The 13,518-nt window shown below is 41.9% G+C and carries 9 protein-coding genes and 1 pseudogene; 5 read left to right on the forward strand and 5 right to left on the reverse strand.

Features of this window, described 5'->3' with window-relative positions:
• The first annotated feature begins 14 nt into the window (after positions 1-14).
• From dinB to N8A86_RS11055, 3 genes and pseudogenes are all read left to right on the forward strand, one after another.
• Positions 15-1,228 (forward strand): annotated as a pseudogene (gene dinB / locus N8A86_RS11045) (DNA polymerase IV).
• A 159-nt stretch (positions 1,229-1,387) separates the two neighbouring features.
• Entirely contained in the window at positions 1,388-4,444 is a 3,057-nt protein-coding gene (locus tag N8A86_RS11050; RefSeq protein WP_273569061.1) for a DNA polymerase III subunit alpha, read from the forward strand.
• A 103-nt stretch (positions 4,445-4,547) separates the two neighbouring features.
• Positions 4,548-5,852 (forward strand): ComEC/Rec2 family competence protein, encoded by a 1,305-nt coding sequence (locus N8A86_RS11055; protein ID WP_273565434.1) that lies wholly within the window; start codon positions 4,548-4,550, stop codon positions 5,850-5,852.
• A 10-nt stretch (positions 5,853-5,862) separates the two neighbouring features.
• On the opposite strand, the gene N8A86_RS11060 is transcribed toward N8A86_RS11055, so the two are convergent.
• Together N8A86_RS11060 and N8A86_RS11065 are read right to left on the reverse strand one after the other, a co-directional pair.
• The gene (locus tag N8A86_RS11060; protein ID WP_273565435.1) at positions 5,863-6,660 is read right to left on the reverse strand and encodes a 3-keto-disaccharide hydrolase; all 798 of its coding nucleotides are present in this window, start codon (positions 6,658-6,660) and stop codon (positions 5,863-5,865) included.
• A 9-nt stretch (positions 6,661-6,669) separates the two neighbouring features.
• On the reverse strand, positions 6,670-7,842 hold the full coding sequence (locus tag N8A86_RS11065) for an FG-GAP repeat domain-containing protein (RefSeq protein ID WP_273565436.1): 1,173 nt from the start codon (positions 7,840-7,842) through the stop codon (positions 6,670-6,672).
• A gap of 159 nt (positions 7,843-8,001) precedes the next feature.
• Here N8A86_RS11065 and N8A86_RS11070 point away from each other — a divergent pair, with 159 nt between their 5' ends.
• Positions 8,002-10,311 (forward strand): FdhF/YdeP family oxidoreductase, encoded by a 2,310-nt coding sequence (locus N8A86_RS11070; RefSeq protein WP_273565437.1) that lies wholly within the window; start codon positions 8,002-8,004, stop codon positions 10,309-10,311.
• A 396-nt stretch (positions 10,312-10,707) separates the two neighbouring features.
• Positions 10,708-11,088, forward strand: coding sequence for a lipocalin family protein (locus N8A86_RS11075; RefSeq protein WP_273565438.1), 381 nt, complete (start codon positions 10,708-10,710; stop codon positions 11,086-11,088).
• 7 nt (positions 11,089-11,095) lie between these two features.
• Here the strand turns inward: N8A86_RS11075 and N8A86_RS11080 are convergent, their stop codons facing one another.
• From N8A86_RS11080 to N8A86_RS11090, 3 genes are all read right to left on the reverse strand, one after another.
• Positions 11,096-12,274 carry an acyl-CoA dehydrogenase family protein gene (locus N8A86_RS11080; RefSeq protein ID WP_273565439.1) on the reverse strand — a complete coding sequence of 393 codons (1,179 nt, stop codon included), beginning with the start codon at positions 12,272-12,274 and terminating at the stop codon, positions 11,096-11,098.
• A 92-nt stretch (positions 12,275-12,366) separates the two neighbouring features.
• Positions 12,367-13,026, reverse strand: coding sequence for an SRPBCC family protein (locus N8A86_RS11085; protein WP_273565440.1), 660 nt, complete (start codon positions 13,024-13,026; stop codon positions 12,367-12,369).
• Positions 12,972-13,457, reverse strand: a complete 486-nt coding sequence (locus N8A86_RS11090) for an aromatic ring-hydroxylating oxygenase subunit alpha (protein WP_273565441.1) — start codon at positions 13,455-13,457, stop codon at positions 12,972-12,974. The genes N8A86_RS11085 and N8A86_RS11090 overlap by 55 nt, the downstream gene beginning before the upstream one ends.
• Positions 13,458-13,518: the final 61 nt, after the last annotated feature.

Consider the following 13,518-nt stretch of genomic DNA (forward strand, 5'->3'; position numbering starts at 1 on the left):
TTTTTTAGTATGCAATGAACAAAACCATTCTACATCTTGATCTCGACACCTTTTTTGTATCCGTGGAACGCAAATTGGATAGTCGTTTAAAGGGAAAACCTATACTTGTTGGTGGTCTAAGCGACCGCGGAGTCGTTGCTGCCTGCAGTTATGAAACTAGGGGGTATGGTATTCACTCGGGCATGCCCATGAAAATGGCCAAGGAACTATGCCCTGAAGCGATACGGATCAAAGGCAATGCGGGCACCTATAGCAAACACTCCGATGAGGTTACCGCAATCATCAAAGAACATGTACCACTTTTCGAAAAGTCAAGTATCGATGAATTCTATGCAGACCTTTCGGGGATGGACCGCTTTTTTGGCTCCTATAAATACGCATCCGAACTACGTCAGAAAATTATCAGCGAAACCGGTCTGCCCATTTCATTCGGGCTATCGGTCAATAAAGTGGTCTCGAAAGTCGCCACCAATGAAGCAAAGCCCAACAACCAATTAAAAATCGATTACGGACTCGAAAAAACTTTTTTGGCACCGCTGTCGATTAAAAAGATTCCTATGGTGGGCGACAAGACCTACCAAACACTTCGAAACTTGGGTTTGAGAAAAGTAGGCACCGTACAAGAAATGCCCATGGATGTCATGCAACGCGTACTGGGTAAAAACGGAACCGTGATTTGGAAACGTGCCAATGGTATCGACCATACACCGGTCATTCCATTTTGGGAAAGAAAATCTATTTCTAATGAACGCACTTTTGATAAAGATACCATTGACGTAATAAAGTTAAGAGGCCTATTGATTGCCATGACCGAGAATCTTGCCTATCAGTTGCGAAGGGGTGAAAAGTTGACCGCTTGTATCGCGGTCAAAATCCGGTATTCCGATTTTAATACCTATTCGAAGCAAATGCGTATACCGTATACCAGTGCCGATCATATTCTGATTCCAAAGATTTTGGAGATGTTCAAGACCCTTTACAATCGAAGATTGTTAGTGCGATTGATAGGTATCAGATTCAGTCATTTGGTCAGTGGAAATTATCAGATCAACCTTTTGAAGATACTGAAGAAGCACTAAATCTGTATCAGGCAATGGACCATATTCGAAATCGATATGGCGATAAGAGTGTAGTGCGTGCATCGGCAATGGGCAAAAATACCATCGGGCGAATGCACAATCCGTTCAATGGGCAACCGCCGATTGTGCTTGCACATCGTAAACAGTGAATAGAAGTACGAGGTACGAAGTTAGAATTACGAAGTACAGAATTGAAGTATAGTATAAAGTAATTCCCCCTTTGAAGGGGGCTAGGGGGATGTTCTCGCAAGTAGAATTTTAAATCAAATATTAAAATCAAGCTCTCAATCTAAAATCTAACGTCTAACATCTATCTCAACTGCCACACATACTACAGCCTTCGCTTCGGAACTTTTTCCGAAAAAGAACTCCTGCGCCTTGCCCAAAAGAACCATGTGACCCAATTGGTACTGACGGATATCAACAATACTTCGGGTGGACTCAATTTTGTGCGATTAGCTCCCGAATATAATGTGAGGCCAGTACTCGGCATCGATTTTAGAAATGGTATAGATCAGTGTTTTGTTGGTATCGCCAAGAATAATGAAGGTTATTTAGAACTGAACAATTTTCTTTCGGAACACTTGCATGAAGTAAAAGAACTACCTCTTATTGCTCCGAAATTCAAACGTGCGTATGTCGTTTACCCTTTCGAGAAAGTGCTGCAGAACGATCAGTATGAATTTGCCGAATATGAATTTATCGGAATTTCTATTGCCGATTTACGAAAGTTGCCTTTTTCAAGATTGTCAAAGTTAAAAGACAAACTGGTTGTACAGCAACCGGTTACCTTTCGAAATAAAGCCGACTTCAATGCACATCGGTTGTTACGCGCCATCGATAATAACATCTTGTTGAGCATGTTGGAGAAGACCGAGGAAGCTAACGAGAACGAAAAAATGTTTCCCGTAGAAAACTTAGCAGCGGCTTTTTCCGAATATCCATTTATCTTGGAAAATACCGAACGTTTGCTGAACTCTTGTTCCATTCATTTTGATTTTTCAAAAAAGCGAGAGCCACAGAATTTAAGAACCTATACAGGTAGTCAAGAAGAGGATGAGAAAATGATCGAGAGACTTTGCCAGGAAGGATTGCCTTATCGTTATGAGGATCCTCAAAAAGAGATTTACGATCGATTGGAAAAAGAGCTGCAACTAATTAAGAAGAAGGGCTTTGTCTCTTACTTCTTGATCAATTGGGACATTGTTACCGAGGCCAGTAGAAGAGGGTTTTTTTATGTAGGTCGGGGTAGCGGAGCCAACAGCATTGTGGCATACTTACTTCGAATTACAGATGTGGACCCTATAGATTTGGATCTTTATTTTGAACGATTCATCAATCTGTACCGTGCCAATCCGCCTGATTTTGATATCGATTTTTCGCATCGTGATAGGCCCGAAATGACCCAATATATTTTTGAACGCTTTGAGCATGTAGCGCTTTTGGGCACTTATGTAATTTTTAAAGATAGAGGGGTCATTCGCGAATTGGGCAAGGTATTCGGACTCCCAAAAAGTGAGATCGATTTTCTATCGGAAGGCAGATTTGATATTTCAAAACTTGATGAGGTCTCGCTTCTAGTCTTAAAATATGGGCAATTGATCAAAGGTATGCCGAATTATTTGAGCATTCATGCCGGAGGTATTTTGATCAGCGAAAAACCGTTACATTGGTTTTCAGCTACGAATCTGCCTCCAAAGGGTTTCCCCACTACACAATATGATATGGTCATCGCTGAAGATGTAGGGCTTTATAAGTTCGATATTCTTGGTCAACGGGGATTGGCAAAAATCAAGGAGTCTTTAGAAATCATTGCATACAATCAATCTGATGAATCAAGTAGCTTCGATATTCATGATGTCAAGAAATTTTTTAAAGACCCAGTAATCAATGACCTTGTTAAAACGGCACAATGCATGGGTTGTTTCTATGTGGAGTCGCCCGCCATGCGCATGTTGCTTAAAAAATTGGAGGTCGATAACTATCTCGGACTGGTGGCAGCAAGTTCCATTATTCGGCCAGGAGTGGCGAAAAGCGGAATGATGCGTGAATATATTTTACGGCATCGAAATCCTGGAAGGGATAAAGAAAGAGCCCACCCTGTAATGCTGGAGATTATGCCAGATACTTACGGAGTAATGGTTTATCAAGAAGATGTAATCAAGGTAGCCCATCACTTTGCCGACCTTGATCTCGGCGAGGCAGATGTCTTGCGCAGGGGTATGAGCGGCAAGTTTCGGTCGCGGGAAGAGTTTGAAAAAGTCAGGCAAAAGTTCATCGATAATTGCCGAAAAAAAGGAGAGGACGACAAAATTATTTTTGAGGTTTGGGAACAGATCGCCAGCTTCGCCGGCTATGCCTTTGCCAAGGGGCACTCCGCTTCATATGCCGTAGAGAGCTATCAAACACTTTTCTTGCGAGCTTATTATCCGTTGGAATATATGGTAGCCGTGCTGAATAACGGGGGCGGATTTTACCGCTCTGAATTCTATGTACATGAAGCGCGTATGATGGGCGCTACGATTCATCCGCCTTGCATAAACCAAAGTCAAAATAATAATATTATCTATGGGAAGGATATTTTTTTAGGATTTGGATATCTGAAAGAATTGGAAAACCGAGTATCCGAACGCATCCTAAAAGAAAGACTGCTTAATGGAAATTTTACTTCTCTGGAAGATTTTTTAGACCGTGTTTTTATAACGGTCGATCAAGTAAGCATTCTGATTCGGATCGATGCCTTCCGGTTTACGAGCGTGAATAAACATCAATTGCTATGGAAGGCCCATCTCTTCCTAAATAAAAATGTAAAGATCGACCACCCGAAATTGTTTCCGCCTAAACATCAGGATTTCAAGATCCCCCAATTACATACCACCGACCTCGAAATGGCCTTTACCCAACTTGAACTTTTAGGTTTCTGTTTGTGCAGCCCCTTCGAACTATTGGTAGAACCTCCAAAAAATAATCGGTGTGCCAAAGACTTGGAAAAGTACTTGAACCATCACATCGATATCTACGGTTATTTGGTTACTGTAAAGAACACCAGTACCCATAATGGAAGGCAAATGCACTTTGCCACCATGATCGATCAGCAAGGCAAAGTTTTCGATACGGTACTTTTTCCGCCTGTGGCGGCGCAATACTATTTTAGGGGCAAAGGTATTTATCGTTTTTATGGTAAGGTGGTCAGCGAATTCGGATTTCTAAGTATTGAGGTCATTAAAATGGAAAAACAAAGCTATGTTCCCGACCCGAGATATGCAGATATGAAAACAAGTGTGAAAGTTTTTCAGCAAAAGAAGAAAGATAACGTTGTGGCCAAAGTTGAGGGTATAACGCAAAAAAAGTCCATTGGTACATAAATTCAATCCAATCGTACACAAAGACTTTTTTCTAGATAGAAAGAACCTTATTTTTAAAGAATTATCCTACATCTTTGTAGACACTTAACAAAACCCATTTGTCATGGCAACCCTTTATATCAACAAAAAAACAGCAAAACTTTATACCGATAGCACAGCAGGTGGCTACGAACAAATACTGATATATAGCGAGGAAGTAAAGACCAGTGGCCAAGCCCAAAACGGAAGAATCAAGGCCCTATACAGAAGCAAGTATGAAGGGTTTGTCAAAACCGATGAACTGATGACAAAGGGTGAACTTGAAATCTATTTCATCGATGTGGGTCAGGGCGATGCAGCCCTGGTGGTCACTCCGAACCGAAAGAAAATATTGATAGACGGCGGCGCCAATGGTCAGGCCAAAGGATTTTTACAATGGAAATATCAATTGGCCGACTTGACTTCACCCAATTTGGTAATCGATCTTTTGGTATTGAGTCATGCCGACGGAGATCACCTAAAAGGATTGATCGATATTCTAGAACATCCAAAAATCGAAGTCCGTCAAATCATACATAACGGCATTGGGCTTTTTACGGGAATGGATCAAAAGTCGGGAAACTTGAGTGCCGATGGAAAATACTTGGAAACCTACCATTCACAAGTAACAGATCTTCAAAACCTGAATTTGCGCAATACCTTTGATGACTGGATCGCCTTGATCGACCAAAAGAGTATTCAATATAGCGCCGTGAGCCATGAAACCGGTTTTTTTGATACGGGAGACCCAAAGGTCAAAATGGAAATTCTGGGGCCTGTTTTTGAAAGAAGCCCCACTGGGGATCCACGATTCAAATGGTTCAAGAACCATCCACATACCATTAATGGACATTCAGTAGTTTTCAGCATACAATATGAAGATGTACGAATATTGTTTTCGGGGGATGTAAATATAGAAGGTAGTAAATACCTTTTGGAACATCCAGGTACCGCTCAAAAGTTAAGGGCCCATGTTTTGAAAACTCCCCACCATGGAAGCCATGAATATCATGCTCCCTTTCTAGAGGCCGTTCGCCCACAGATTTCAGTGGTGTCCTCTGGAGATTCGCCCGACCATGGGCATCCCAGGGCCAATTTTATCGGAGCTATTGGTTTGGCCTCCCGATCTAGATCACCATTGGTTTTTTCTACGGAGATCGCCAGTACGTTTACTGATGTCAATGAAATCGATTTAAGGGAAGTCGTCCCCGACGGATCATTAAGTGTGAATGATATTATCGGTGCCCGACTGTTTAAAAAACGCTTGAACGGTATGATCAATGTGCGTACCGATGGTCAAGACCTTTATGCCATGAGGCGGGTTACGGCCTGGTATTGGTGGGAGTCATATGGCCCAATTGCAGCGGAAGATTATCCGACTATTTTTTAACTTGAAAAATTTACAACTTCTTCAGCATAATATTCCGATACTCCACTTTCATGGGTGGGCCTACATGCACTTGCATGCCCAATTTACCAGATGCTTTTCGATTGATTGAATCGTTATCGATGACCTCGCTCATTAAAATTCCATTAACGTAATGTTGCATTCGGTTGCCTTTGACGATTAAATGGATTTTGTTCCAGTCACTGGAATTAATTTTGGTTTTTAAGGAATCCATATGGCCAAGAGATTCCAAAACCTCACGATTTTTCCAAGCATTACGCTCTACATTGGCTTCCAAAGAACCGGGTACATCAGGGTTTTCCGGCGAAGCGATTTCGGCCTTTTCTCCGCGATAGGCCAAAGTGGTACGTTTTCGTTCTTCATAATTTTGCCCGGTATAGCGATGGTTACCATCAATATCGGCCTGATAGCCGCGCAGCGCGAACGGAATGGTATCCAACTGTTCGCTACGATAGTTGATGCCGCTATTGCCATCTTTAGAAATTCGGAACTCGGCCTTCAATTCAAAATCCGCAGGTTCATCACTTTCATAAATAATAAAAGTATTGTTTTCTAAAAGGGTTTCTGGAGTGATTTCCCCTACCAAAACATCATTTTCGGCTCGCCAATAGGTGGTATCGCCATTCCAATTTTCAAGGGAGTTTCCATCAAATATGGAAGCAAAACCATCGTTCGACTGAATCTCTTCTTCAATTGTTTCCGAAGTTTTTTCGTCAATTTTTTCACGGCAAGATGCTATGACACAAATTAGACAACCTAATACTAAAATCTTCCATGGTTTATTTTTCATAGTGCTCTTCTATTTGGCATGACCTCGATTAAAATAAATATACAATCCGTCTTTCCCTGCGACCACAATATCCGATAGGCCCGAGGCGTTCAAGTCCGTAACAACAAAATGGATCCCGGTTCCTTTTCCTGAACCAAAAACCCCATAGTCGATAATTTGCTTGACAAAATTCTCTCCATTGAATTTATAGTAGTAGAGGCCATAAGGGTCGTTACTCCCTGGGTCGTTTCCGCTGTGGGCACGGTATCTTTTTCCCGTGATTAATTCGTTATTGCCGTCACCATCGAGATCTGCCCATTGCATGGTATGAAATTGTGAATTATAAGGGTCGATGTCATGCTTTGCCCAACTCAAAATGCCCTTTTTGTCCTGTTTTTGCTCGTACCAGTGCAATCCATAGTCGTGTGCCTGCCCTACGATGATATCGTTACGTCCATCTTTGTTTACGTCCACTACGATTATGGGTATACTTGCCTTGTCAAAGTCAAAATCGGAATGAAAAAGCCACTTGCCTTCAAAAGGTTTTTCAGGGGCTTCCAACCACCCTTTGCTTGTTATCAAGTCGCCTCTTCCATCACCGTTGACATCTCCAAAACCAAGTCCGTGGTCATGTTTTCCGGTAATCGGAAAAGCTTCGAACTCGCCTATGTTTTTTCCTTGCGCATCCTTTTTTAGTCGATACACAATCAAAGAATCGTTAGGTGTATTCGGAACGATCTCAGATATTCCATCACCATCGATATCCCATATTCTAGTGGCTTCAATATTTCCGGCATCTGCGATCAGATGTTCTGTCCAAGCGTTGTTATCTCCGGGGTTTTCCATCCATACCAATCGTTTTGCGAACCAACCTCCGGTAATATAATCCATCAGACCATCACCGTTCACATCGAGCGGCAAGGTTGAAAAATCATCGTAGTACTGATCGTAACGCTTGAAATCGGTGATGAAATGTCTTTCTAGATAATCGGGTCCTTCGTACCAGTATGATCCCGAAATCAGATCGGGTATTTTGTCTCCGTTTACATCAAGCACTCCTACCGATTCGAAACTTTCGGAAGCAATTTTCTTCTTTTCAAATTGTAAGGGAGGATTGATTTTCGAATCAACAGAAACCTCTTGCGATCGGGCGGAAAGACCAAGCATAAAAAATATGGAAAAAGAAAAAGTAACGACTTTCATTTGTGAATAGAATGATTCTAGTAAATATATCAATGATTTTTAAGACAGGTGATTATTCATTGGCGATTTTATGCGACAACGTAAAATAATAGCATGGGAAATCTATTTTTAATCTGCCCTTCAAAAGATAGGATTTTAAAATAAGTCCTAACTTTAGGCATGGCCGAAAATTTCAAAAGAAAGGTGTCGATTACAGGCACTCAAGAATTCACAGGAATTGAACTCAAAGAACCTATGCGTATTGCCGCGGGGGTACTTGGGGTAAAAGAAGCACTTCGCCATGGGTTCAAGGAAATGGGTATTCTTCGTTCGATGCAAGGGCTATTGAAGATGAACCAAAAAGACGGTTTCGATTGCCCGAGCTGTGCATGGCCAGACCCCGAAAAACCTTCTAAAATAGCTGAGTACTGTGAAAACGGAGCCAAAGCATTGGCCGATGAAGCGACTACATCGAAAATTAATGCAGATTTTTTTGCCAAGCATTCGGTGGAAGAACTATCCCTACTTTCCGATTATGAGTTGAACCATTTTGGCAGGCTGGTAGAACCTTTGGTTTTGAAACCGGGAAAAGTACATTACGAGCGTATCGCATGGCAAGAAGCCTTTGATTTGATATCCGAAGAACTGCATCAATTGGATTCTCCTGACGAAGCCATTTTTTATACATCAGGAAGGTCGAGTAACGAGGCCGCTTTTTTATACGGTATGTTCGCCCGTGCCTATGGAACCAACAATATGCCCGACTGCTCGAATATGTGCCACGAATCGAGTGGGGTGGCCTTAGGGGAAACCTTAGGTATCGGGAAGGGGTCCGTGAAGTTAGAAGATTTTTACAACGCTGAAGTGATTATTGTCGCAGGGCAGAACCCGGGCACGAATCATCCGCGAATGCTTTCTGCCCTTGAGAAATGTAAAAAAAATGGTGGAAAGATCATCAGTATCAATCCACTTGAAGAAACCGGACTCGTAAATTTCAAAAACCCCCAAAGTGTTTCAGGAATGTTGGGTGGTGGTGAGAACCTTGCCGATCTACATCTTGCGATAAACATCAACCAAGATATTCCGTTGGTCAAATTGTTGCTGAAAAAGTTGGCCGAGTTAGATGCCATCGACAAATCGGTATTCGACCACGATTTTATCGAAACCCATACCGATGGCTATAAAAAACTCATTGCCGACCTTGATAAATATGATGTGGACGAACTGTTTCACTTGACTGGTGTCAATCTGGAAAGAATTGAGGAAGCGGTATCAATTCTAGCCAAGAAATCAAAAATAATCATTTGTTGGGCGATGGGTCTGACTCAGCATAAGAACGGAGTCGAGAACATTCGCGAATATGTAAATCTTTTATTGCTAAAAGGAGCTATCGGAAAACCGAATGCCGGGACCTGTCCGGTACGTGGACACAGCAACGTGCAGGGCGATCGAAGTGTGGGTATCATGCACTTTGTGGATGAAAAACTGAACAAAAGAATCGAAAAACACCTAGGTTTCAAACCTCCTGCCGAAGAAGGGGTAGATACTGTTGGGGCAATGCAGGCTATGCATGAAGGAAAAGCTAAAGTCTTTATGTGTCTAGGGGGTAATTTTTTGATGGCTGCCTCGGATACGAAATACACGGCAGAAGCTTTGCAAAGATGCCACCTGACCGTTCAGGTAAGTACCAAGTTGAACCGAACCCATTTGGTTACCGGTAAGATGGCACTAATCTTGCCAACTATAGGTCGCTCAGAAAAGGATGTAAAAAACGGTCAACAAAGATATTTCACTTTCGAGAACAGTATGGGTCGGGTTACACAATCAAAAGGAATACTAAAACCTGCCTCTGAAAATATTATGAGCGAACCCGAACTTATCGCCCAACTGGCACATACGTATTTCAAAGGAAATCATGTAGTGGATTGGAAAGCTCTCGGCGAGGACTATGAGTTGATCCGAGAATATATCGATAAGGTTGCCAAAGGATTTGAGAAAACCACTGAACGTTCAAAAGGCTCCGGATATTATTTGCCCAACAATGTTCGTGAGCTTGATTTCAGCAATCTTCCCAACGGAAAGGCCCAGATTACGATTAACAAGCTGCCCGATCATGATTTGAAGCAAAATGAATTCATGCTGATGACCATTCGGTCGCACGATCAATTCAATACGACTATTTATGGATTGAACGATCGCTACCGAGGGGTCTACAACGAACGCAGGGTACTATTCATGAATGCCGAGGACCTACGATCGTTGCATCTAAAAAAGTTGGATGTGGTGAACATCCATAGCAATTATAATAGCCAGATTCGCACGGCGAAAAAGTTTTTGATTATTCCTTATCCTATCCCAAAAGGTAATCTTGCCGCCTATTTTCCCGAGACCAATGTTTTGGTGCCCTACAATCATTTTGCGGAAAGAAGTAAGACCCCGATCAGTAAATCGATAAAGGTGACTTTGGAGAAAGTATCGATTAAGAGTTGAAAAGTCTCACACGGAAAGGGAATGACAATTACATTTTCAAACAAAAAGATTCCGCCCTTCGGTGGAATTCGTTCAACCAAATATTTTGATTCAATGCTTTGCATCTTCCAAAACGGGGTTTCACGAACTAAAAAGAGCCCGATCAACTTAGACCGGACTCTTTTACGAGAACACTATATGAAAATGAAAAAATTTACTTCTGAAACAATTACATGGTAAACTTACTGCACAGGGTCGATGATGGCAATTAAATGATGTGAACCCCTCCATTTTTGTGGTGAGATAAGGCAAAACTGTTCTGTGTCCGATAAAAAACAGGGCAAGTAGTATACTGAAGTAGTAGATTTTAACGTTGTTTCTAGTAAGAACCTATCTTAAGGGACGACCAATCATACAATGAAAAGAATAACCACCATACTATTGCTAGCGCTATTCTTGGCTTCTTGTACCAAGGACCATGATGATGTTATCAATGTTGAGCTTGAAGGAAAATGGGTGCTTACCGATGTTTCCTGTTTTTGTGGCTTTGGCGAGGGATATGATTTTAGTGGTCACAAAATAATTTTTAAAGCAAGTGATCTTAGCATAGAAAATTCTGGTGAATACGAATTTCTGAACAATGCATCGGGATCTTATACCGTGGATGGAAACCTCATTACTCTGAATAACGGTAAACAATATACCTATGTAATTGAAGGTACTACCCTTAAATTGACCTATGTTGATGATCCTGGCATCGCCGACGATGAGGTTTTGATGGTCTATGTTCGTTCGTAGTTAAGGCTCACTGAAAAGCTGGAATCCCTGTAATATCTGCTCCTGTAATCAACAAGTGAATATCATGTGTTCCTTCATAGGTAATAACACTTTCGAGGTTCATCATGTGGCGCATGATGCTGTATTCTCCGGTAATACCCATGCCACCTAAAATCTGTCTTGCTTCACGGGCGATCTTTATCGCCATATCGACATTATTTCGTTTTGCCATAGAGATTTGCGCAGTAGTCGCTTTACCATCGTTTTTCAGCTGCCCTAATCGAAAGGCCAATAATTGTGCCTTGGTGATTTCGGTTATCATCTCTGCTAATTTCTTTTGCTGTAACTGAAAACCTGCGATGGGTTTTCCGAATTGAATGCGTTCTTTAGCATATCGTAACGCCGTGTCGTAACAATCCATGGCGGCACCGATGGCACCCCAAGCAATTCCATATCGGGCCGAATCCAAACAACCCAATGGTGCTCCCAGCCCATTTTTACCAGGCAGTAAATTTTCTTTGGGAACTTTTACATTGTCAAAAATCAATTCTCCTGTGGCCGAAGCGCGTAATGACCATTTGTTATGCGTTTCGGGAGTAGAAAACCCCTCCAGGCCACGCTCTACTATGAGCCCATGAATTCTTCCTTCTTCGTTCTTGGCCCATACAACAGCTATATCTGCAAAGGGCGAATTGGAAATCCAAAGTTTGGCACCGTTCAATAGATAGTGGTCGCCCATATCCTTGAACTTGGTTTCCATTCCTCCGGGATTCGATCCATGATTGGGTTCGGTCAACCCGAAGCAGCCCATCCATTCTCCAGTGGCCAGTTTGGGTAGGTATTTTTTACGTTGTTCTTCATTTCCGTACGTGTAAATGGGGTACATGACCAAAGAAGATTGTACTGATGCGGTAGACCTCACACCGCTGTCGCCCCGCTCGATTTCTTGCATAATTAGGCCGTAACTAATTTGATCCAATCCTGCGCCACCATATTCTTCGGGAATATAAGGTCCGAACGCACCGATTTCTGCCAAACCTCCAATGATTTGTTTAGGGAATTCCGCTTTCTGGGCATACTCCTCAATAATGGGCGAAATGTCGCGCTTCACCCATTGGCGGGCCGCATCGCGCACCAGTTTATGTTCTTCGGAAAGGAGGTCGTCAAGATTATAATAATCGGGTGCTTCGAACAAATCAGGTCTCATACGTGAAAATTTTATCAAAGGTATAAATGAAATATAACATGTTGTTCTACTCTTGTTATATTTTTAAGAAGAACGTCTGAAAATCTATGATGTTATTCGCGATTAAGGAAAGTAGCCAAAAGTCTATGAAAATGATGTACGCCTTTTTCACGAGTGGGTGAAAATCTTCCGGCTTTGTAGAACTGCGAACGTACTCCTTTTTGTACGCCCTCAACTACGGCTTCATCTTCCATTTCTACCTTGTCTAAAACGGATCCTGCACCTTCATCCAGTTTAGACTTGTCCCAAACATAACTCATGAAAGAGACTTTGGTCTGGTCAATACTTAAAGGCTGTACTATATTTATGGAAAGGCCCCAAGGATAAAAATTGAACATCATATTCGGGAATACCCAATAGTAATAGGCCGCGATATTCTTTCCAAAATCGATGTGTCCTTCCGGAAGATTAAAAGTGTGTTCCGAGCCTTCTGCATATCCGATTTGCAAATTCATATGTTGGTGGAGAATGGTTTCGTAATTACCATAGTCCAATACGGCATCAAGGTCTTCATGCACGAACGGAATATGGAATCCCTCCAAATAATTGTCGCAGTACAGTGCCCAATGGGCGTTGATGAAATAGTCTTTACCGCGAGTTTCATCCACCTTGAAATCTTCCAACGGAAGAAAACCGACCCGTTCGTTCATGCCATCGATTACGATCTGAAAATCAAAAGAAGGATTAAGTCCGGCAAAAGAAAGGGTCCCCATTTTCGTAACGGAAATCGGTGTAAATCGTCACAAGGTCTCGGAAATTCAATGGCTTCCTTAAATTCGGGCATGTGTTCGAAGCTACCATCCAAACCAAATCGCCTCCCATGATATCCGCAGATCAGTTTTTTGTTCCTTCCCGATTTGTCCACAACTAAATTTCCACGATGCGTACATACATTGGTCAAGCAATGTATTTTTTCTGAAGTTTCCTTTGTCAGAAGCATAGGCTCGGTCAAGAATCCATCCAACAATATAAAAGGGTGGGTTCTCTGCGCAGATGCTACCGAATTTTCATGACCTATCCATTGCCAAGTTTTATAAAAAACATCTTGTTTTAATGCTTCAAAGATTTCAGGATCTCGATAAAAGGAAGCTGGTAACGTCTCCGCTTTGGTGATATCCACATCAATTTTAAAGTTATAATCCATCAGCATTTTAATTTGTACTTTGGCATGTAGCTTCTCAAAAGTAAGTAATAAACCAAGAAAT

The organism is Maribacter halichondriae, assembly GCF_027474825.1.
GTDB classification, from domain to species: Bacteria; Bacteroidota; Bacteroidia; order Flavobacteriales; family Flavobacteriaceae; genus Meishania; species Meishania halichondriae.

What these genes read in the sequence shown, in the direction of transcription:
- N8A86_RS11055 (WP_273565434.1), top strand. Translation starts at nt 4,548, where the DNA reads ATGGCAACCCTTTATATCAACAAAAAAACAGCAAAACTTTATACCGAT.
- N8A86_RS11060 (WP_273565435.1), bottom strand. Translation starts at nt 6,660, where the DNA reads ATGAAAAATAAACCATGGAAGATTTTAGTATTAGGTTGTCTAATTTGT.
- N8A86_RS11065 (WP_273565436.1), bottom strand. Translation starts at nt 7,842, where the DNA reads ATGAAAGTCGTTACTTTTTCTTTTTCCATATTTTTTATGCTTGGTCTT.
- N8A86_RS11070 (WP_273565437.1), top strand. Translation starts at nt 8,002, where the DNA reads ATGGCCGAAAATTTCAAAAGAAAGGTGTCGATTACAGGCACTCAAGAA.
- N8A86_RS11075 (WP_273565438.1), top strand. Translation starts at nt 10,708, where the DNA reads ATGAAAAGAATAACCACCATACTATTGCTAGCGCTATTCTTGGCTTCT.
- N8A86_RS11080 (WP_273565439.1), bottom strand. Translation starts at nt 12,274, where the DNA reads ATGAGACCTGATTTGTTCGAAGCACCCGATTATTATAATCTTGACGAC.
- N8A86_RS11085 (WP_273565440.1), bottom strand. Translation starts at nt 13,026, where the DNA reads ATGGGGACCCTTTCTTTTGCCGGACTTAATCCTTCTTTTGATTTTCAG.
- N8A86_RS11090 (WP_273565441.1), bottom strand. Translation starts at nt 13,457, where the DNA reads ATGGATTATAACTTTAAAATTGATGTGGATATCACCAAAGCGGAGACG.